Consider the following 20790-nt stretch of genomic DNA (forward strand, 5'->3'; position numbering starts at 1 on the left):
TATATGTCTATTAGATTAGAGCTTTATAAAGTATTTGATAAAGTAGCTGAATGTGGAAGCTTTTCAAAGGCTGCTAAAGAATTATATATGACACAACCTGCTGTAAGTCAATCTATAGCACAACTAGAAGAAGAATTAAAAGTAAGACTTTTTACCAGAATTCCAAAGGGAGTAATACTTACCAATGAGGGAAAGATTCTATTTGAATATACGAATTCAGCAATTAGCTTATTAGATACTGGGGAAAAAAAAATAAAAGAATCAAGAAATTTAAATGAAGGGGAATTAAAGATAGGAGTTAGTGATACAATCTCTAGATATTATTTATTACCATATTTAGAGAGTTTTTATAAAGATTATCCTAAAATTAAACTAAAAATAATTAATCGTACTACAGATGACCTTAGAAATTTAATAAAATCAGGTGAAATAGATATTGGAATATGCAATTTACCAATAGAGGATAAATCATTATCTATAAGAAAATGCAAAGATATCCATGATATATTTATAGGTGGAGAAAAATACAAAGATTTGGCTTTAAAACCCATGACATATGATGAACTTTTAAAATATCCTTTAATATTTTTAGATAATAGGTCTAGGTCAAGACAATATGTAGAGGAATATCTTTTTTCAAAAGGAATAAGAATAAACCCAGAAATCGAACTAGGTTCTCATGACTTACTTCTTGAATTTGCACAAATAGGTTTAGGTTTAGCCTGTGTAGTTAAGGAGTTTTCAGAGGATTATTTAACACAGGGAATCCTATATGAAATTAATCTTGCCCCAAACATTCCAAAAAGAAGTATAGGGATTTGTTCATTGACAGGAGTCTCTCTTTCTCCAGCATCTAAAAAGTTTGTAGAGTATTTAGTTAAATGAAACTAGTTATGTTGCAAAGTTAATGTATTAATAGTAAAATATAACAAAGTATAGATAAGGAGTAATGTATATGAAATGGTTAAATAAGTTTATGACTGGTAGATATGGTGGAGATCAACTTTCAGTAGTATTGACATTTTTAGCTTTATTCTTGACTTTAGTAGCTAGATTTGCCAATATCCCTGTATTAATTTATATTGGATATATTCCATTGGTTATAAGTATATACAGGACATTTTCTAAAGATATAAATAAGCGTAGAATGGAGAACTATAAATTTACAACCTTTATGAGTCCTATTTATTCATGGTTTAAAAGGACTGAGAGAAAAGCAAAGGATTTCAAAACCCATAAGTATATTAAATGTTCAAATTGTGGTACAAATTTAAGAGTTCCAAAGAAAAAAGGAAAAATCATGGTTACTTGTCCGAAATGCAAGGAAAAGTTTGAACAAAGGACATAGAATCTTTTAATAAAGAGAGGTTTAATATTATATGAATATATTAAAAAAGACATGGGGTAATATTTTATATATTATTGCTAAAATAGTTTCTGTAGTATTTGATGTTTTTATTGGAGTTGTAGAGTTTATTGTGAGAATTGTAATAAGTGTTGGAAGAGGAGTATTAGGTATTATATCCATGGGTGGATGTTTATTGATTATGATATTAGGACCTGCTTTGCTACTCAACCCTCTTACTCTTTTTGGAATTGTATTTCTCCTCATATTTCCAATTTTAGGAACAAAGTTTATATCTTATTTGAAATATATAAAGTATATGGTAACAGAATATTTATTTGACCATGCAGATAATCTTATAAAAGGTAAAAAAGCAGAATTCGGTACATTTAATGAATATGGCAGTAAGTATAGAAGAATAGAAGAAGAAAAAAGAAGAAGAGAACAACAACAAAGACAAGCAGAGCAACAAAGGGAGTGGGAAGAGAGATTCAGAAAATGGGCTGAATATCAAAATGCCCAAAGGGGAAGTAGTGGGTATGGTGGTTACAGTAGTTACGGTGGTAATTATCAGAATACAGAATATGGAAATAGTTATGTAAATCCCAATATTGAATTTAAAAGTAAATATGAAAAGAGCTGTGATTTATTAGGAGTTTCCTATGATTCAGATAAATACCAAATAAAACTTGCCTATAGAAAAAAGGCAAAAGAATATCATCCAGATTTAAATAAATCGCCAGATGCTACTGTGGTATTTCAGCAAATAAATAATGCCTATGAATTTTTAAGTGATGATAATATAGAAAGATATAAAAATATAAGGGGAAATTAGGATAATCCTATTATCTTTAAATAAGGAGGATAAATATGTTACCAAATAATATTATTAGTGAAAGACTAATACTGCGTGATATGATGATGGATGATTCTAAAGATGTTTGGGAGATATGGAGTAATAGTGAAAATGAAAGATATATGAGTGATCCTGTTGAATCACAAGATGAAATTGTGTCCATATTTGATACAGACGATAGAAATGGATATTTAACAGTTGCGATTTTAAAAGATACTGATGAAATTATTGGAACTTGCTGTTTTGGTCCTACAGATAGAAATGATGAGTGGGGATTCGGGTATTCAATTAGGCAAGAGCATTGGAATAAAGGTTATGCAACTGAAATTGTAAAATCAGTTATTGAATTTGGATATAGTTCAGGAATTAAAGATTTTATTGCAAGTTGTGCCATAGAAAATACTGCATCAGGTAAGGTTATGGAGAAATGTGGAATGTATATAGACCATAAAGGTAGTTTTAGACAGCCCAAACTAGATATAGTATATGAGTCAAATGTTTATAAGCTGCATATAGATTAGCATTGGATAAAGTTAAGAGGATTAATCAAAAGATTAATCCTCTATAGTAATTCTTTTCGTAATTCTTCCATTGATTTATGAGATAAGTATCCTAAAGGAATATCAAATATAGTAATAGCACCAATTTTTCCTTCTAAGGTCATCTTATAAACTGCCCTAGCATAAGCTACCAGCACAGACGAAGTGAATTCTGGGTTACTATCAAGAGTAAGGTTAAACTCCATTTTTTGTTTGTGTTCTAGTCCTGTATTTCCAGCCCTAATGACAAATCCTCCATGGGGCATTTCATTATGATTTTTGTTGAATTCTTCCTCTGATATAAAGAATACAGTTGTGTCATATTCAGCAAAGTAATTTGGCATAGTCTTTATTTCTTTTTCTATTCTATCTTTATCTTCATTATCTTCACACACTACATAGCATATCCTTTTATGTCTACTACAGATTGGAGTATCTAAAATCTCACAATTTCTTACTTTTTCTAGAGCTTCTTTAACAGGTACAGTATATTGTACTCCATATTTTACACCATTTACTCTTCTAATTGCGTCTGAATGACCTTGGCTCAAGCCCTCTCCCCAAAAAGTATAATCTTTCCCATTTGGTAAAACACATTGACCTAATAATCTATTGAGAGAAAATAGCCCAGGGTCCCATCCAACTGATATAAGACTTAAATTTTTATTTTTAGATGCTATATTATTGATTTTTTCAAAGTATTCAGGAATTCTTCCATGATTATCAAAACTATCTACAGTATTAAAATTTTCTGCTATCATGGGTCCTTGTTCATCAAGGTCCATTAGAGAACCACCACATAGTATCATTACATCAATTTTATCTTTAAAATCCAATATATTAGAAATATGTACTACATTAGTATTTGTATTTAATAAATCAGGTTTTCGTCTTGTAAATATGGCTACTAGCTCCATATCAGCATTTTCTTTAACGGCTAATTCAGCACCCTTACCTAAATTCCCATAACCTACGATACCAATTTTAATTTTCTTATTCATATTACACCTCCAGTTTGATATTATAATTATATCATTTATTGATGGATATTATAATAGTATTAGCATATTATTAGAATTAGAATAATTGGGTATTAATAGTTGAAGAGAATAATATATAGGACCTAAGGGAGAGAAATAAATGGATTATGCTAGACAAATACAAGAAATAGTTAAATATTTTATAAATGGAGAAAAAAATATAGAGGACTTTAAAATTGGAGTTGAATTTGAACATTTTATAGTAGATAAAGATTCTTTAAGGACTATCTCCTATTATGGTGAAAATGGTATAGGTGAAACGTTACATGAACTTGAAAAAGGTGGTTGGACGGGAAGTTATGAAGGAGAATACATTCTTGGACTAAAAAAAGGAAATAAGACTATAACTTTAGAACCAGGAAGTCAATTTGAACTTAGTATAGAAGCTAAAGTAAATATAAAAGAACTTGAAAGAGAGTATCTAGGATTTTTAAATGAAATAGTTCCAATACTTCATAAAAAAAATCAAGGGCTAATGGCAGTATCATATCATCCAGAAACTAAAATAGATGATATAAAGCTTTTGCCAAAGGAAAGATATGATATTATGTTTAACTATTTTAAAACCAAGGGAAAATATGCTCATAATATGATGAAAGGCACAGGGGCATTACAAATAGCCATAGACTATAAGTCGGAGGAAGATTATAGAAGAAAGTTTAGAGTAGCCAATGGATTGTCTCCAGTATTATATGCTCTATTTGATAATGGATTTTATTTTGAAGGAGAAAAGTGGAATAAATATAATTTGAGAACTGATATATGGAATAATTGTGATAATGATAGATCAGGAGTAGTACAGCATGCTTTAGATAATGATTATGGATATAAAAAATATGCCGAATATATACTTAATAGTCCCCCTATACTTATAATAAAAGACAATGAAGTAATACCAACTGGTGAAAGAAAAGTAAAAGAAATTTTTGATCCAGAAAACTATAAGAAAGAAGAGTTGGAACATTTATTGACTATGTTTTTCCCAGATGTACGAACTAAAGGGTTTATTGAAATTAGAATGATGGACTCAGTTCCATATCCATTAAGTTTTGCAGCAGTGGCTTTAATAAAGGGGATATTCTATGATGAAGAAAATTTAAATAAAGTATATGATTATATTAAGTATATAACTATCCATGATGTAAATAAATCAAAAGAGGATATTATGGAAAATGGACTAAAAGGTAGGTTAAATGATAAAACTGTATTGGAAATAGGTAAATGGTTGGTAGAATTGGCACAACAAGGTTTAGATAAGGAAGAGGCTAAATACTTACTACCCCTTGAAGGAATGATTATATCAGAAACGAACCCCTATGGAATCACAGAAGAAAAATCTGAGTTAGGAAAGAAAGCAGCTTTAAATTGGTGTTTACTGAATAATAATATTGAGGTGATTTAATGAACTGGAAAGAAGTAAATGATGATTATATAGAACTAATTAAATCTGATATGGGAAAATATGAAAAGGACTATAGATTAACACTAGAAAAGGTAGCAAATTCTACAGCAATATATAAAGGAAAGCCAGTACCATTTCTTTATCACCCTATGTTTTATACTGAAAAAGATATAGAAAACTTCACAAAGATTGGTGATACTCTTATTTCCATAACTAATAAAGTGACTAAAAGATACTTAGAGTCTAAGGGGTTCAGACAAAAGTTTGAATTCAGTCCTCTTTTAGAAGAGCTGATTTTAGTAGATAATGGATATGATATAAATGTTCCCATAGGAAGATTTGATCTATTCTATAAAGATGAAGATAATTTCAAATTTTGTGAGCTAAATACGGATGGTTCTTCTGCAATGAATGAAGATAATACCATAGGGGAAATATTACTTCAAACAGAGGCTTTAAAGGATTTTTCTAAAGAATATAATTTATCTTTATTTGAATTAATAGATAGATGGGTAGACGATAGTGTTAGTATATTTAGACAATGGAATAACAAAATAGAAAAACCTAATATAGCCATAGTAGATTTTACTGAATCTGGTACATCTAAAGAGTTTGAAGTTTTTAAGGCTGCATTTATAAAAAAGGGATATAATACTATAATTGCAGATCCTAGAGATTTAAAGTATAGAGATGGAGGATTATATTTTGAAGACTTTAAAATAGATATGGTATATAGAAGAATTGTAACCTTTGAGCTAATAGAAAAGGCTAATGAAATACCAGATTTTATTGAGGCATATAAAAATAAGGCATTTTGTTCCATAGGATCCATCAGGTCTCAAGTAGTACACAATAAAATAATATTTAAGATATTACATGATGAAGATACACTGGAATTTTTATCAGAGGAAGAAAGAAAATTTGTGAAGAATCATATACCTGTTACTGGACTATTTAAGGGAGATAATAAGGTCTATAATGAAGTCTTGAACAATAAAGATAAATATATAATGAAACCTTTAGATTTAAATGCTTCCCAAGGCGTATATGCAGGCAGAGATTTAACACAAGATGAGTGGAAGAAAAGACTAGATGACTCCTTTAATAAAGATTATTTATATCAAGAATTCTTTACACCTTTCACTAGAGAACATATTTTATTTGAAGATAATGAGATAAAAGTAGAGGAGTTTAGATCTATAGTTGGACTTTTTATGTATAAGGAAAAATTTGCAGGTATTTATACTAGAATAGGAAAAAATAATATAATATCTGGACTTACAGACTATTATACATTACCAAATATATTGGTGAAATAGGAAAGAAATCTTATTATATTGTTTTTTCAGTATAAAGGGTTACTTTTATAAAAAATAAGGTTTAAATTGATTATTAAATTTAATTGTGATATTATTTTCATATATTTGAAAACTAAATAAAAATTATTCACTGGGAGTGCTAGAAAGGCTAGCTGAGAAAAAGACCCTATAAAGTCTTTAATCCCTTAACCTGATCTGGGTAATACTAGCGTAGGGAAGTGTAAAGATTTAGCATTTATTTATATGTTTAATTCAGCGCAAGTCCTACATGGATTTGTGCTTTTTTTGTTTTCTATAAGGAGGTGATATCGTGAATTTGAGAAAGCTAACCCTATCTTCTTTACTAATAGGAATTGGAGTGGTAAGTTCCAATATTATTTATATTCCTTTAGGAATCGCAAAGGTATTTCCTGTACAACATGTGATAAACGTAATAATGGCAGTATTATTTGGACCTTGGTATGGAATTGCAGTTGCTTTTCTTATTTCATTAATAAGAAATCTATTAGGTACTGGTTCCTTACTAGCATTTCCTGGTAGTATGATTGGGGCATTTTTAGCTGGAATATTGTATAGAAACACTAATAAGTCAATCTATGCCATTATAGGTGAAGTAGTTGGAACTGGTATAATTGGTGCAGTAGTTTCTTACTCTATAGCCAAGTACTTTTTGGGAAAAGAGAGTACATTAATATTTTTTGTAGGTCCATTTATTCTAAGTTCTTTAGTTGGCGGAATTAGTGGATATTTTTTACTGAAATTGATTGCCAAAACCAATGTTTTGAAGGTTTATATTACTAATATAGATGATTTGAAATGAAAAGCCATTAACAAATATAGGAATTATGCTTTAATTTTTTTTAAAGTTAAATAATAAAAAGACAGAGGATTTTCTCTGTCTTTTTGATTAATTTAAAATTAGCTTATATTAATATTTAATAAATTTTGAACCAGCTACATTACAAATACTACATTTTTCTGGTACGAATTTTTCAATGTTTCCACAAACAGGACATAGATAGTAGAAAACTTCTTCTTCGCTGTCTAGATTATCTAAAGCTTCTTGATATAATTTTGCATGAACTCTTTCAGCTTCCATGGCATAAGTAAATGTTTGTACTGCTGCTTTATTACCTTCAGCTTCAGCAATTTCTACAAAAGGTGGATACATAGTTTCAAATTCAAAAGTTTCACCATTTACTCCATCTTCAAGGTTTTCAGCAGTTGTTCCAACATTACCTGCTACTTTGAAATGTCTAAGAGCATGAATAGTTTCAGCATCAGCTGCTGCCTTAAATAATTTTGCAGCATTTATTTTTCCTTCTGATTCAGCTTTTTCTGAATACGCTAAGTACTTTCTATTTGCTTGAGATTCTCCAGCAAATGCTTCCATAAGATTTTTAATAGTTTTGTTGTTTTCCATTTGTTTTTCCCCCTAATTTTATATTTTATATTTTTTTAAATATTAAACTAATTAACTTTACTACAATTTGAACATAGTCCTTTAAAATACATATCCTTATTATGGATTTTAAAATTATCCAATTCTTTTATTTCTAATGAATCGAAGTCTATTTGAAAATCAAATATCTTTTTACAAGAACTACATTTAAAATGTCCATGATCTTTAGTAGTACTATCATAACGAGCTTCATTATCCTCTATAGTTAAAACTTTTACTAAATCGCTGTCTACTAAGGCATTTAATGTATTATAAATAGTTGTTTTTGATAATGTGGGAATTTCCTTTTGTAAATCTTTAAAAATCTCATCAACAGTTGGATGGGTTCTATTATTGTTTAGATACTCTAAAACCTTTAACCTTTGGTGAGAAAGACGGATATTTTTATTCTTTAACTCATTTACTAAATCTTCAAAGGTTTCATTCATCTTTTCACATCCTTTAAATATATAATGCCATATAACAATAATTATTACTAAGTTGTAATGATTACAAATTAATTATAAATGTAAAGATAAATAATGTCAAGAAGAATTTTATAATATTTAGAAAAGATATTGACAAAAATTCAAAATACATATATACTTAGTTACATAACTAACTAACCAATCAACATATAAATAAGGAGGGGTTCAGTTGTTAGATTTAAATTCAGATAAATCTATTTATATACAAATAGCAGAAATAATAGAAAATGATATTTTAATGGGGCATCTAAATGAAGAAGAACAATCGCCTTCTACAAATCAATTTGCAAAGATTTATCAAATTAATCCAGCCACTGCTGGAAAGGGACTAAATATCTTAGTTGATGAAGGGATTTTGTACAAGAAAAGAGGTATTGGTATGTTTGTAGCAGAAGGTGCTAGGAAGAAGATAATTAAAAAGAGGCAAAGTTTGTTTTTTAAAGAAATATTACCAAATATAATGGAAGAAGCCAACAGGCTTGAAATAACTAAAGAAGAAATTGCAGAATTTGTTGAAGAATATAAAGGAGGGGAATAGTGTGATTGAGGTAAAGAAATTAAACAAGTCCTATGGAAAATCTAAAGTTCTTACAGATATTGATTTAAACATTGAGGAAAATAAGATTTATGGATTACTTGGAAGAAATGGAGTAGGTAAGACCACATTATTAAATCTAATATCTGGTCAAACATTAAAAGATAGTGGAGAGATAAATCTAGATGGTGAAGAAATTTTTGAAAACTCTCATGCTATGGGTGATATATGTTTAATCAAGGATTTTCCAGAGTCTATTAAGGAAAGAAAGGTAAAAGATGTATTGGCAATGGCCAGTATAATATATAAGAATTGGGATGAAGAATATAAAGATTATCTAATTAAGGAATTTAATTTAAATACAAAGAAAAAACTGATGAAGCTATCAACAGGAAATAAAACTATTGTGGGATTAATTATAGGTTTTGCTTCAAGAGCAAGGATTACCATGTTTGATGAACCCACATTAGGTTTAGATGCGGCTATGAGATATAAGTTTTATCAATTACTTTTAGAAGACTATGAAAAAAATCCAAGGACAATAATCATATCAACCCACTTAATAGACGAAGTTGCCAATATGTTTGAAGAGGTAATCATTTTGAATAATGAAAAGGTTGCATTAAAAGATGAAGTAAGTAAGCTTAAAGAAAAATCTTACTTCCTATCTGGTCGTAAAGATGTGATAGATCAAGTTACAGATAATAAAAAGGTAATTCACAAGGAAGAATTTGGCTCTACTAATATAGTAGGTATATATGGAGATTTCACTGAAGAAGAATTCAAATATATAAGAAATAATAATATTGAAATAAGTAATATACCACTTCAGAAACTATTTATATATCTTACTGAAAATATGATTAAGGAGGAAAATTCAAATGGATTCAATTAAAAGGATATTTAAATTTCAAAATCGTGATTTGAAAAAATCTATAGGCGTATTTTGGGGAATTATATTAATAGTTAATTTACTGTCCAGTATATTGTCTATATCCTATAACAGTAATATTATATATGGACTTAATTCAAAGGGTGGAGAGGCAATTTCATTTATAGGTGCAAATATGATGTCTATATTTATCTTTATAATAATATATGGGATTATTATGTATTATGAAGACTTTGCACTAGCTCTTAGTTTTGGAGTTACAAGAAAAGATTTTTATAGGTCTGCCATAGTAAATAATATGCTTGTGGCTATAATCTTTGGAATTATTCAAGGCGGATTACATCTTATTGAAGGATATTTCTTTAAAACTTCAGGATATAAGTTAATGACAGAATTCGGTATATTTAATACATCTACAGATAATATATTATTTATAATACTTTCTTTGTCAGTATTCTTTCTAGCATTACTTTCTATTTCTAACCTTCTAGGAGTCTTGCAATATAGATTTGGATATAAGCTTTGGATAGGAGTTGGAGTAGTGTTTTTATTGGTATTAAACTCAACAGGAGTTTCTTTTTCCATTAAGACAATTAAAATGCTTTCAAATATGTATTTATGGTTTTATTCAGTGTTTAATGCAGGGTCTGTCTTCATACTAGAAGTAATTTTAGCTGCTATTTGCTATTCTATAGGATATTTTTTTATAAGAAAGGCTAGTATTAAAAAATAAATAGACGTCACATACTTGACAATGATATTTTTCCCCTATATACTTGAGTTATGTAAATAGCAAGGAGTTGATGTGATATGATAATAATGATAATGGTGAGACTTCAATAAAATCAAATATGGGCCAAGGAACAAATAGTCAATACTATGTTTTTTTGTTATGCAATAAACCTTGTGCCGTAGAAATCAACCTTTCACATCTACTAAGAATTTAATAATTAAATAATATTGCCGTAGATAACTAGAAGTGGTTTTGTCTACGGCATTTTTATGCCCATTTTTAAGAAAATAAAGGAGTGGTGTTTTATGAAAAAGAATATAAGTTTAAACATTAAAAATATAGAAACTAAAAGAAAATCAATTAATTTGGAGGAGTTAAATGATAAATAATATAGAGTATTACGGATTTACAGATTACTTTAAAAACCAAATAGAATCAATTAATGGAGATAATAGTCTGATTCCAGCAAGAGTAACTCAAGTGCATAAAGAAATATACACAATAATTTATGAAAATGTAGAAAAGAGAGCAAGGCTTAAAGGTTCTATATTTTACAATGATAAAAATGTTATATACCCAGCTGTAGGGGATTTTGTTTTAGTTAAACCAAACCCTTATGGAGAGGATATAATTTACTATGTATTAGATAGAAAAAGTAAGTTTTCCAGATTTGATTCACATTATGAAAAGGAACAGATGGTTGCTGCAAATTTTGACCATGTATTTATAATTTCGTCTTTAAATCATGACTTTAATATAAAAAGAATTGAGAGGTATCTTGCCATTGCATGGGAAAGTGGAGCAAGTCCAGCAATTATTTTGACTAAAACAGATTTAGTTGATGATATTCAGGAATATGCTTTTCAATTAGATGATATTGCCATGGGTGTGCCAGTTTTCTATCTAAGCTCAGTAACAGGAGAAGGCATAGATGAATTGAAAAATTATTTAAAGCCAAGAGAAACCATAGTATTTCTAGGATCTTCAGGTGTAGGTAAATCTTCTTTAGTAAATGCTCTATCTGGAGAAGAGATAATGAAAGTCAATGATATTAGGGAAGAGGATAGTAAAGGCAGGCATACTACAACTCATAGGGAATTAATTATGTTAAGAAACGGAACTATGATAATAGATACTCCTGGAATGAGAGAACTTTCACTTTGGAACACTGAAGATGGACTAGATACTGCATTTTCAGAGATAGAGGAACTAGGAAGACTATGCAGATTTAAAGATTGCAGCCACAATAAGGAGCCAGGCTGTAGGATTAAATCAGCATTGGCAACAGGAGAGCTTAGTCATGATAGGTGGGATAACTATATAAAGCTTCAGAAAGAAGCTAAGTATGCTGCAAAAAAGGAACAATTGAATATTAAAAAGAAGGAAAGATTATTAAAGAAAAAGTCATAAAGTAAAGCCAGCTATTTAGCTGGTTTTATTTATAAAGAAATAGGTGAAAGTCGTTTTTTATAGTTATTTGTGATAAAATTATATATAATAATAACCCAAGTAGGTGATAAATTTGACTGAACATTATATTGGAGAAATAGAACTTCAACTAAGGCTTATACTAGGAAATCTTCATGAGGCAGTATGTGTAATAAATACATCTGGCATAGTTACATTTTGGAATGCCAGTTCTGAGAAATTATATGGTATAAAGGCTAAGGAAATTGTAGGACAAAGTATTGAAAAATTCTTTAAAGATCCAATACTTCTAAGGGCATTAAAGGAAAAAAAGACATTTCAAAATCTAAAACATAATCCAAAAGGAGAAACAGATGTAATCCTATCTGCTGTGCCTCTTATATATAAAGGGGAGCTAATAGGAGCAGTATCCACAGATAGAGACTTAAATGAAATAACCAATTTATATATGGAATTAGATAGAGAAAAAACAAAAGTAGAAATCCTAAAGCAACAGATGAAAGAAATAACTCAAGATAAGTATTTCTTTGGTAAGATTATTGGGAAATCTAAGGCATTAGTAGATGCAATGACTGTGGCTAAACAAGTGGCTAAGACTGATGCCAGTGTACTTATAACTGGAGAAAGTGGAACTGGGAAAGAGGTGTTTTCTAGGTCAATACATGAGGAAAGTGAAAGAAAAGGAGATTTTATTCCTGTTAATTGTAGTGCAATACCATCTAATTTATTGGAATCAGAATTATTTGGTTATATAGAAGGTGCATTTACGGGGGCATATAAAAAAGGAAGACCAGGTAAATTTGAGTTAGCAAATGGAGGAACTTTATTTTTAGATGAAATAGGAGATATGCCTTTATTAATGCAGGCAAAACTTTTAAGGGTTTTACAGGATGGTATAGTATATAGAGTAGGTAGCAGTAAACCTATAAAGGTAGATGTAAGGATAATAGCTGCAACCAATAAAGATTTACATAAGTTAATGGAGAATGGTGAATTTAGAGAAGATTTATATTATAGACTAAATGTGGTAACTATATCTATACCACCTCTTAGAGAAAGAAAAGAAGATATTCCAGAGCTTATAAAGGATTTCTTGCTGGAATTTTCAAAGAAAAACAATAAAAATAATATATATATGACTCCAGATGCAATGAAGATATTGACTGATTATCATTGGAAAGGAAATATAAGAGAACTGAAAAACACTATTGAAAGGCTAGTTATTTTATCTCAAGATAATGAAATAGGAATTAAGGATATTCCAATAGAAATAATAAATAGTACAAATGTAACATCCTTTATAGATTTAGATAGAGAAATTCCCTTTGATTTTAAAGAAGCAGTGGAGGAATTTGAAAAGAATATAATTATAAATGCTTTAGAAAAAACCAATGGAAATAAGGTACAGGCAGCAGAACTTCTAAATATAAAAAGAGCAACCTTATATTATAAATTAAATTTATATAATTTAACGAAATACCTTTAAAATCATAGGGAAGTGTCAAATAAATGACATGAATGTATGAAAAACTGACATTTACTATTTTTAAATCAGAAATCTAGTAATATCAAAGTTTTAAACCATAAAGCCTATAAATATTAGAGTATAATTAGATTTATCTATAATAAAAAAATAAGTATAAGACCTATTTATGTCAGGTTATTGACATAAATAGGTCTTAGGTTTATAATCATGATTATAAATGTTTAAATATTAACATAGAAATGAAAAATTAAATATTATTGCTATATAATTAAAGTGTTGAAAGACGCTGATTTATATTGGTTATAGTAATTCAAATAAGGAAAATCTTATAAGTCTCATAAAGTTGGTATAATAATTGCATATATAAACAATATATAATAATTTGCTATTAGGAGGTAGGAAGATGATAATTCCTTTAAAGCAACATATAGGTGCTCCTTGTACGCCTATAGTAAATATAGGTGATGAAGTAAAAAGAGGTCAGTGTATAGGAGAGCCTAATGGTCTTGGTGCTAAAATACATGCAAGTGTATCTGGAAAAGTTGTAAAGATAACAGAGGAATATATAGAAATTGAAGGAGCAGATTTAGATAATAAAGATTATATGAAAATAAAGAAATGTGATACCATAGCAGAAACTGCTTATGAGGCAGGTATAGTAGGCTCAGGTGGAGCAGGTTTTCCAACTCATATAAAATTGCAATCTGAAATTCCAGATGGATATATTATTGCAAACTGTGTGGAATGTGAACCTATTTTAAATCATAATATTAGACTTTTAGAAGAAAATCCTGAAATAGTTATAAAGGGTGTAAGATATGCCATGGAGGCTACAAAGGCACCTAAAGGATATATAGCAATAAAAGAAAAAAATAAAAAAGCCGTAGAATCATTGAGAAATGCCATTGGAGATAAAGATGACGTAGAAGTAAAAGAGTTAAGGGATATGTATCCAATGGGAGAAGAAAGAGCTATAATCTATGAAATATTTGGTACTTGGTTAGAACCTACTCAACTTCCAATAGAGGCAAAATGTGTAGTAATGAATGGTGAGACTTTAGCAAATTTAACAAGAGCTGTTGAAGATTTAAAGCCTGTAATAGATAAGGACATTACCATAGGTGGAAAACTTAAAAGTGGTAAAGAATCCAATGTGTTTTTCCAAATGCCCATAGGTACTGAAATAAATGAACTTATAGAACAATGTGGTGGAATTGATGGAGATTTTGGAGAAATAATAATTGGTGGTCCATATACAGGAAAACCAGGAGATATGGAAAAGTCAGTGGTTACAAAGACATCAGGCGGTGCTATTGTTACCATACCTTTACCAGAATTTGATGGACCTTTAGGGTTACTTGTATGTGCTTGTGGTGCAGATGAGACTAGACTTAGAGATATAGCAGGAAAAATGAAATCAGAAGTAGTTGCTGTTACAAAGTGTAAAAATCTTGTGGAAGTAAGAGGTATAAATAAATGCTTGACACCGGGACATTGTCCAGGACAAGTTCAAGGTATAATGGATTTAAAGAAAAGTGGAGCAAAAAGAGTTCTAATATCTAATTGTAGTGATTGTACAAATACTGTAATGGCTTGTGCACCTAAAATGGGAGTAGGAGTATATCACCATACAGACCATATATTTAGAACAGTAGACCATGAATTATCTAGAAGACTTCCAGTGGAAGAATAAAGATTAAGGAGGATTACAATGGCAATAAATGCTGAATTAGCAGAAAAACTAAAAAATGAAGTTGCAGTAGTATGTTGTAGAGTTGAAGCTGGAACTATAATATCAGCAAGTAACCTTGAAGATCCAGGAATATTTCCAGACCTTGAAGACTCTGGCTTGTTGACTATACCAGAAACATCAGTGAAAATTGGAGAAGCCATAGGAGCAAAACTATTAAAAACCATAGACTCACTAACACCATTAACTCCAGAGATACTAGAGGGAATGAAGGCTTTAGAATCAGAAGTTAAAAACGTAGAATTGGATAATGATAATGAAAAAGCAGTATTTAAAAACAATATGAAAGTTGGAGATATAATAACAGCAGAAGACTTAGAGAATCCCATGAACTTTGAAAAACTAGAAGATTCATTGCTTATTAAACTTGATGATAGTGTTCTTACTAGGGGAGAAGTCATAGGAAAGAAATTATCTAAGGATACTCCTGCTTTAACTCCAGTAACGAAGGAAGTCCTAGAAGGATTTAATATTCAACAATCTACACCAGCAATATCTACTGGAAATGGTGGAGTAATTAAAATTAAAATTGCAGAAGGTAAGGGCATAGATATTGAAGTTCCAATATTTGGACTATCTTCTACACCTGTAGTAGAGGCTAAAGAAACTATAAAGGATATAGTTGTAGAAGAACCTAAGAAAAAGCCTGAGAAAATGGTTAGAAAACTAGTTAAAAGACATTTCAATATAACAGAAGTAAAGTTTGGTGAAGAAACTAAAATTGAAGGAACAACTTTATATATTAGAGAAAATATTCATGAAGATGCAGTAAAGGTAGATAAATTAGTTAAGAATATTAAAGTTGAAATAATCACACCTGATAAATATAATACTTATTCTGAAACAATAATGGATATTCAGCCAATAGCCACTAAAGAAGAAGGACATAAGCTTGGACAAGGATTTACTAGAGTTCTTGATGGAGTAATTATGATGGTGACTGGTACTGATGAAAATGGAGTTCAAATAGGTGAATTTGGTTCATCAGAAGGAATTCTTGAAGAAAATATTATGTGGAATAGAGCAGGTGCTCCAGATAAAGGAGATATATTTATTAAAACTGAAGTTACAATAAAAGCTAATACAAATATGGAAAGACCAGGACCATTGGCAGCCCATAAGGCTTCTGATTTCATTACTCAAGAAATAAGAGAGGTACTCAAGACTTTAGATGAATCCTTAGTAGTAAATGAAGAGGAATTTGTTCAAATGAGACGACCAGACAAGAAAAAAATAGTAATAGTTAAGGAAATAATGGGGCAGGGAGCAATGCACGATAATTTAATTCTTCCTGTTGAACCTGTTGGAATATTAGGGGCTAAACCTAATGTTGACCTTGGAAATGTTCCAATAGTTTGTTCACCGCTTGAAATACTAGATGGAGCTATTCATGCACTTACTTGTATAGGACCTGCTACAAAAGAGTGTTCAAGACATTATTTCAGAGAGCCTCTTATAATAGAAGCCTTAAGAGATGAGGAAGTTGATTTATGTGGAGTTGTATTAGTTGGAAGTCCTCAAATTAACTCTGAAAAATTCTATGTATCAGAAAGAGTAGGTATGACAGTAGAGGCTATGGATGCTGATGGTGCAGTAGTTACTACAGAAGGCTTTGGAAATAATCATATTGACTTTGCTAGTCATATTGAGCAAATAGGTATGAGAGGAATCTCAGTAGTTGGAGCATCTTTCTGTGCTGTACAAGGTGCTTTAGTAGTTGGGAATCAGTATATGACTCATATGATAGACCTTAACAAAACAGAGGCAGGAATTGAAAACGAAATACTTTCCTGTAATACTTTAACTCATGATGATGGACTTAGAATATTAGCAATGTTAAAAGCAGCCATGGCAGGAGAAGAAGTTAAAGCTCCTGAAAGAAAATGGAACAAGGACATAAAAGAGAATAATCTGCAATTAATAGAAAAGGCAACAAATAAGAAAATTACAAGACCAGATAATGAAACTTCTTTACCTATGAGTGAGAAGAGAAGAAAGAAATATAGTTAATATAAATAAGGTGAAATTATGAGATATATTGACAATGCTAGATATATGGAAGGGATTATAGTTGAAATAAGTGATGGAGCTGTAAGTATAGACTTTAAAGGCAGAATGGGATTTTTAAAAATCCCAATGAGAATGTTAATTACAGACTATCCCTTACAAGTAGGGCAAGAAGTAGGTTTAAGCATGAGTTATGTAGAGGTTTTAAGGGAAGAACCTAATGAGAAATATGTAAGTAATTTAAGTAAAAAGAACGAGGAGGTCTAAAGTATGCCAGTAATAAAAGGATTACAGTCAGAAATATTTGTACCAATTACACCACCTCCAGTATGGACTCCTGTAACTAAGGAATTAAAGGATATGACCATAGCTTTGGTTACAGCAGCTGGTGTTCATGAAAAGACAGATGAAAGATTTAATTTAGCAGGAGACTTTACCTTTAGAGAAGTTAAAGACACTACTCCATCAAAGGAACTAATGGTATCCCATGGTGGATATGATAATGGAGATGTAAATAAGGATATTAACTGCATGTTTCCAATAGATAGATTACATGAACTTGCAAAGGATGGAGTTATAAAATCAGTAGCTCCAGTCCATATAGGATTTATGGGTGGAGGAGGAAATCAAGAGAAGTTTAAAAATGAAACAGGTCCAGAAATCGCTAAAATTCTAAAAGAAGAAGGTGTAGATGCTGTACTGTTAACTGCTGGATGAGGTACTTGCCACCGCTCTGCCGTGATTGTGCAGAGAGCGATTGAGGAAGCAGGTATACCAACTATTATAATAGCTGCTCTTCCTCCAGTAGTAAGACAAAATGGTACTCCAAGGGCAGTTGCACCATTGGTACCAATGGGAGCCAATGCAGGAGCACCTAATGATAGAGAAATGCAGTATAATATATGTAAAGAATCTCTACAAAAATTAATAGAAATAGATTCACCTGGTAAAATAGTTCCACTACCATATGAATATATTGCAAAGGTTTAAAGGCATTGCCTTTAAACCTTTCTAACCATAATCTCCAGGAGGGAAGAAAATGAAATTTTCAAAGAGTTTACAAGCTATAGATTCTCATACTATGGGAGAGGCAACTAGAATAGTAACTGGTGGGCTGCCTGTTATACCGGGAAAAACTATGTCAGATAAAAAGGAATACTTAGAAGAGAATTTAGATTACATAAGGACAGCCTTAATGCACGAACCAAGAGGACATAAGGATATGTTTGGTGCAATTATAACTACACCTACTTTAGAAGAAGCAGATTTAGGTATAATATTTATGGATAGTGGTGGATATTTAAATATGTGTGGTCATGGAACCATGGGTACAGCCACAGTTGCAGTAGAAACAGGTATGGTAAATGTAACTGAGCCTACTACTGATATAGTACTGGAAGCTCCAGCTGGATTAGTTAAGGCTAAAGTAAAAGTAGAAAATGGAAAAGCTAAAGAGGTTTCAGTAGTAAATGTTCCTTCATTTTTGTACAAAGAAGATATTCAAGTTGAATTGCCAGAAGTAGGTAAAGTAACCTTTGATATTTCCTTTGGTGGTAGCTTTTTTGCCATAGTAAAAGACAGTGAATTAGGTGTAAAAATAGATATGAAGGATATAAACTTATTAACTGAAAGAGCAATGAAGCTAAGAGAAATAATAAACAATGAAATAAAAATAGAGCATCCAACTAAAAAGCATATAAAAACTGTAGACTTAGTTGAAGTCTATGGAGAACCTAAAAGTGAAGATGCAGATTATCAAAATGTAGTTATATTTGGAACAGGGCAAGTGGACAGGTCTCCTTGCGGAACAGGAACAAGTGCAAAACTTGCTACATTATATGCAAAAGGTGAATTAGGACTAAATGAGCCATTTGTATATGAAAGCATTATAAACACCAAATTTAAAGGAAGAGTTCTTGAAGAAACTACTGTGGGAGAATTTAAAGCCATTATTCCAGAAATAACAGGTTCTTCTTTTATAACAGGGTTTAATCACTTTGTAATAGATGAAGATGATCCAGTTAAATATGGTTTTCTTCTAAAATAATATAATAAAATACTACCCTATAATAAGTTTATTATAGGGTAGTATTTTGTTTATGTTTCACGTTTGCAATTTTTTCAGTTGGGATTAACTCTTTATAAGTGTAATCAAAAGAGTCAGTCTCCTGGCATTATTTGTCAAATAAATTATAACCATGAATGGACTTATGGTTATAATGGGTATAATCACTATATATTTAATCAATGGAGGAAAAAAAGATGACAAGAGAAGCATTATTATCCCTTGGGCTTACGACAATAGTAGGATTATCTATGGCAGTAGGTAGTTTGTTATCTTTTCTTGTAAGCAAAACCAATAAAAGATTCTTAGCATTATCTTTAAGTTTTTCAGCAGGAATTATGATTTATGTATCCTTTATGTCAATTTTGCCAGAAGGAATAGAATTAATAGAAAATAGTCTAGGAGAACATGGAAAATTTATAGCCTTAGGTGGATTCTTTAGCGGAATGTTAGTAACTGCACTTATAGAAAAGATAATTCATTTATTCGGTGGGCATAGTCATTGTCATGATCATGCACATGCTCACAATCATCATGATGAGCACGAAGAACATTTATCTAAGCTAGGATTGATGTCAGCTGTAGCCATAGCCATACATAATCTTCCAGAGGGATTAGCCTTGTTTACCACTGGATTAAAGGATATATCTGTGGCCATTCCCATAGCCTTAGCCATAATTCTACATAATATACCCTTAAGTATAGCCATATCCGTCCCAGTTTATTATTCTACAGGAAGTAAAAATAAAGCATTCTTATATTCTTTATTTGTAGGACTTTGTCAGCCCTTAGGTGCTGTTATTGGATATTTACTTTTATCCAAATTCTTTAGTGACACATTGTTCGGTATTCTATTTTCCGTAATAGCAGGTATTATGATATTCGTATCCTTAGACGAATTGTTGCCATCTTCACAAAGATATGAAGACCACCATATTTCTGTATATGGTGCCATAGCAGGAATGATAGTTATGGCAATAGCCTTGAATATATTCCATCATCACTAGATAATGAGTATGTGTATACAAATATTTTTCTCTTTTATAAAAAGTGCCAGAAGAGTAACTCTTCTGGCACTTTTTATATCTTTCAATTTAAATCAAGCTTCCAATTTTATTTAAATTTCTTTCGAAAATATATATTGTTGCTATAATGTCTGTTACCATAAATCATTCTAATATAAAGAATTTTGCAAAGAAGAGTAAATAGATTATCTGCATAGATGAATATTTTCCATCGATATTTAAATTATCTATAACAACAATGCAAACTATTAAATCTTCTAATAATACTTTAATCAATAACAGGAGTTTGATAGATTTAAAATTAGTTTGACAAAGAAAGACCAACTATAAGAAGTCAAGTAGTAAAATAAAATAAATATTTAAAATTTAGTTTTAAAATTAAACACAACAAATTAAACCAGTAAGTAACAGGTTTTAAAAGAAGCATATTTGAAAACAT

The 20790-nt window shown here is 30.3% G+C and carries 21 protein-coding genes and 1 riboswitch; of the genes, 18 read left to right on the top strand and 3 right to left on the bottom strand.

What is annotated here, in order from left to right:
- Window positions 1–3 precede the first annotated feature (3 nt).
- The 4 genes from FYJ83_RS13950 (at window position 4) to FYJ83_RS13965 (ending at window position 2722) form a co-directional block, all read left to right on the top strand.
- Window positions 4–885 carry a LysR family transcriptional regulator gene (locus FYJ83_RS13950; RefSeq protein ID WP_154441482.1) on the top strand — a complete coding sequence of 294 codons (882 nt, stop codon included), beginning with the start codon at window positions 4–6 and terminating at the stop codon, window positions 883–885.
- A 70-nt stretch (window positions 886–955) separates the two neighbouring features.
- Window positions 956–1348: a hypothetical protein gene (locus FYJ83_RS13955; RefSeq protein WP_154441484.1), complete on the top strand. Its 393-nt coding sequence runs from the start codon at window positions 956–958 to the stop codon at window positions 1346–1348.
- Between the two features lie 31 nt (window positions 1349–1379).
- Window positions 1380–2180, top strand: coding sequence for a J domain-containing protein (locus FYJ83_RS13960; RefSeq protein WP_154441486.1), 801 nt, complete (start codon window positions 1380–1382; stop codon window positions 2178–2180).
- A gap of 35 nt (window positions 2181–2215) precedes the next feature.
- Window positions 2216–2722, top strand: coding sequence for a GNAT family N-acetyltransferase (locus FYJ83_RS13965; RefSeq protein ID WP_154441488.1), 507 nt, complete (start codon window positions 2216–2218; stop codon window positions 2720–2722).
- A 41-nt stretch (window positions 2723–2763) separates the two neighbouring features.
- On the opposite strand, the gene FYJ83_RS13970 is transcribed toward FYJ83_RS13965, so the two are convergent.
- Window positions 2764–3741, bottom strand: coding sequence for a diaminopimelate dehydrogenase (locus tag FYJ83_RS13970; RefSeq protein ID WP_154441490.1), 978 nt, complete (start codon window positions 3739–3741; stop codon window positions 2764–2766).
- Between the two features lie 139 nt (window positions 3742–3880).
- On the opposite strand from FYJ83_RS13970, the gene FYJ83_RS13975 reads away from it, so the two are divergent.
- From FYJ83_RS13975 to thiW, 3 genes are all read left to right on the top strand, one after another.
- Complete coding sequence (locus tag FYJ83_RS13975; protein WP_154441492.1) at window positions 3881–5182, top strand: glutamate--cysteine ligase; 1302 nt, start codon at window positions 3881–3883, stop codon at window positions 5180–5182.
- Window positions 5182–6501 carry a glutathionylspermidine synthase family protein gene (locus FYJ83_RS13980; RefSeq protein ID WP_154441494.1) on the top strand — a complete coding sequence of 440 codons (1320 nt, stop codon included), beginning with the start codon at window positions 5182–5184 and terminating at the stop codon, window positions 6499–6501. The genes FYJ83_RS13975 and FYJ83_RS13980 overlap by 1 nt, the downstream gene beginning before the upstream one ends.
- 122 nt (window positions 6502–6623) lie before the next feature.
- Window positions 6624–6735, top strand: a riboswitch (TPP riboswitch).
- Window positions 6736–6811: 76 nt separating this feature from the next.
- A complete protein-coding gene (gene thiW, locus FYJ83_RS13985) occupies window positions 6812–7321 on the top strand; it encodes an energy coupling factor transporter S component ThiW (protein WP_216584669.1) in 510 nt (169 codons plus the stop codon).
- A gap of 108 nt (window positions 7322–7429) precedes the next feature.
- Here thiW and FYJ83_RS13990 read toward each other — a convergent pair whose 3' ends face one another.
- Both FYJ83_RS13990 and FYJ83_RS13995 read right to left on the bottom strand, forming a co-directional pair.
- Window positions 7430–7924, bottom strand: a complete 495-nt coding sequence (locus FYJ83_RS13990) for a rubrerythrin family protein (RefSeq protein WP_154441496.1) — start codon at window positions 7922–7924, stop codon at window positions 7430–7432.
- A 47-nt stretch (window positions 7925–7971) separates the two neighbouring features.
- Complete coding sequence (locus FYJ83_RS13995; protein ID WP_154441498.1) at window positions 7972–8391, bottom strand: Fur family transcriptional regulator; 420 nt, start codon at window positions 8389–8391, stop codon at window positions 7972–7974.
- A gap of 208 nt (window positions 8392–8599) precedes the next feature.
- On the opposite strand from FYJ83_RS13995, the gene FYJ83_RS14000 reads away from it, so the two are divergent.
- The 11 genes from FYJ83_RS14000 (at window position 8600) to zupT (ending at window position 20333) form a co-directional block, all read left to right on the top strand.
- Window positions 8600–8968, top strand: coding sequence for a GntR family transcriptional regulator (locus FYJ83_RS14000; protein ID WP_229768600.1), 369 nt, complete (start codon window positions 8600–8602; stop codon window positions 8966–8968).
- Between the two features lies 1 nt (window position 8969).
- A complete protein-coding gene (locus FYJ83_RS14005) occupies window positions 8970–9860 on the top strand; it encodes an ATP-binding cassette domain-containing protein (protein ID WP_195838009.1) in 891 nt (296 codons plus the stop codon).
- On the top strand, window positions 9847–10590 hold the full coding sequence (locus FYJ83_RS14010) for a hypothetical protein (RefSeq protein ID WP_154441502.1): 744 nt from the start codon (window positions 9847–9849) through the stop codon (window positions 10588–10590). Before FYJ83_RS14005 ends, FYJ83_RS14010 begins: the two co-directional genes overlap by 14 nt.
- A gap of 378 nt (window positions 10591–10968) precedes the next feature.
- A complete protein-coding gene (rsgA, locus tag FYJ83_RS14015; protein ID WP_154441504.1) occupies window positions 10969–12000 on the top strand; it encodes a ribosome small subunit-dependent GTPase A in 1032 nt (343 codons plus the stop codon).
- A gap of 112 nt (window positions 12001–12112) precedes the next feature.
- A complete protein-coding gene (locus tag FYJ83_RS14020; RefSeq protein ID WP_154441506.1) occupies window positions 12113–13504 on the top strand; it encodes a sigma 54-interacting transcriptional regulator in 1392 nt (463 codons plus the stop codon).
- A 403-nt stretch (window positions 13505–13907) separates the two neighbouring features.
- Window positions 13908–15197, top strand: coding sequence for a proline reductase-associated electron transfer protein PrdC (gene prdC / locus FYJ83_RS14025; RefSeq protein WP_154441508.1), 1290 nt, complete (start codon window positions 13908–13910; stop codon window positions 15195–15197).
- Between the two features lie 18 nt (window positions 15198–15215).
- Window positions 15216–17264 carry a D-proline reductase (dithiol) proprotein PrdA gene (prdA, locus tag FYJ83_RS14030; RefSeq protein ID WP_154441510.1) on the top strand — a complete coding sequence of 683 codons (2049 nt, stop codon included), beginning with the start codon at window positions 15216–15218 and terminating at the stop codon, window positions 17262–17264.
- A gap of 18 nt (window positions 17265–17282) precedes the next feature.
- Entirely contained in the window at window positions 17283–17528 is a 246-nt protein-coding gene (locus tag FYJ83_RS14035; protein WP_154441512.1) for a CBO2463/CBO2479 domain-containing protein, read from the top strand.
- A 3-nt stretch (window positions 17529–17531) separates the two neighbouring features.
- On the top strand, window positions 17532–18251 hold the full coding sequence (gene prdB, locus FYJ83_RS20325; RefSeq protein ID WP_154441514.1) for a D-proline reductase (dithiol) protein PrdB: 720 nt from the start codon (window positions 17532–17534) through the stop codon (window positions 18249–18251).
- Between the two features lie 49 nt (window positions 18252–18300).
- A complete protein-coding gene (locus FYJ83_RS14045; protein WP_154441516.1) occupies window positions 18301–19308 on the top strand; it encodes a proline racemase in 1008 nt (335 codons plus the stop codon).
- A 215-nt stretch (window positions 19309–19523) separates the two neighbouring features.
- Complete coding sequence (gene zupT / locus FYJ83_RS14050) at window positions 19524–20333, top strand: zinc transporter ZupT (RefSeq protein WP_154441519.1); 810 nt, start codon at window positions 19524–19526, stop codon at window positions 20331–20333.
- Window positions 20334–20790: the final 457 nt, after the last annotated feature.

Source organism: Tissierella pigra (assembly GCF_009695605.1).
Taxonomy (GTDB): Bacteria; Bacillota; Clostridia; order Tissierellales; family Tissierellaceae; genus Tissierella; species Tissierella pigra.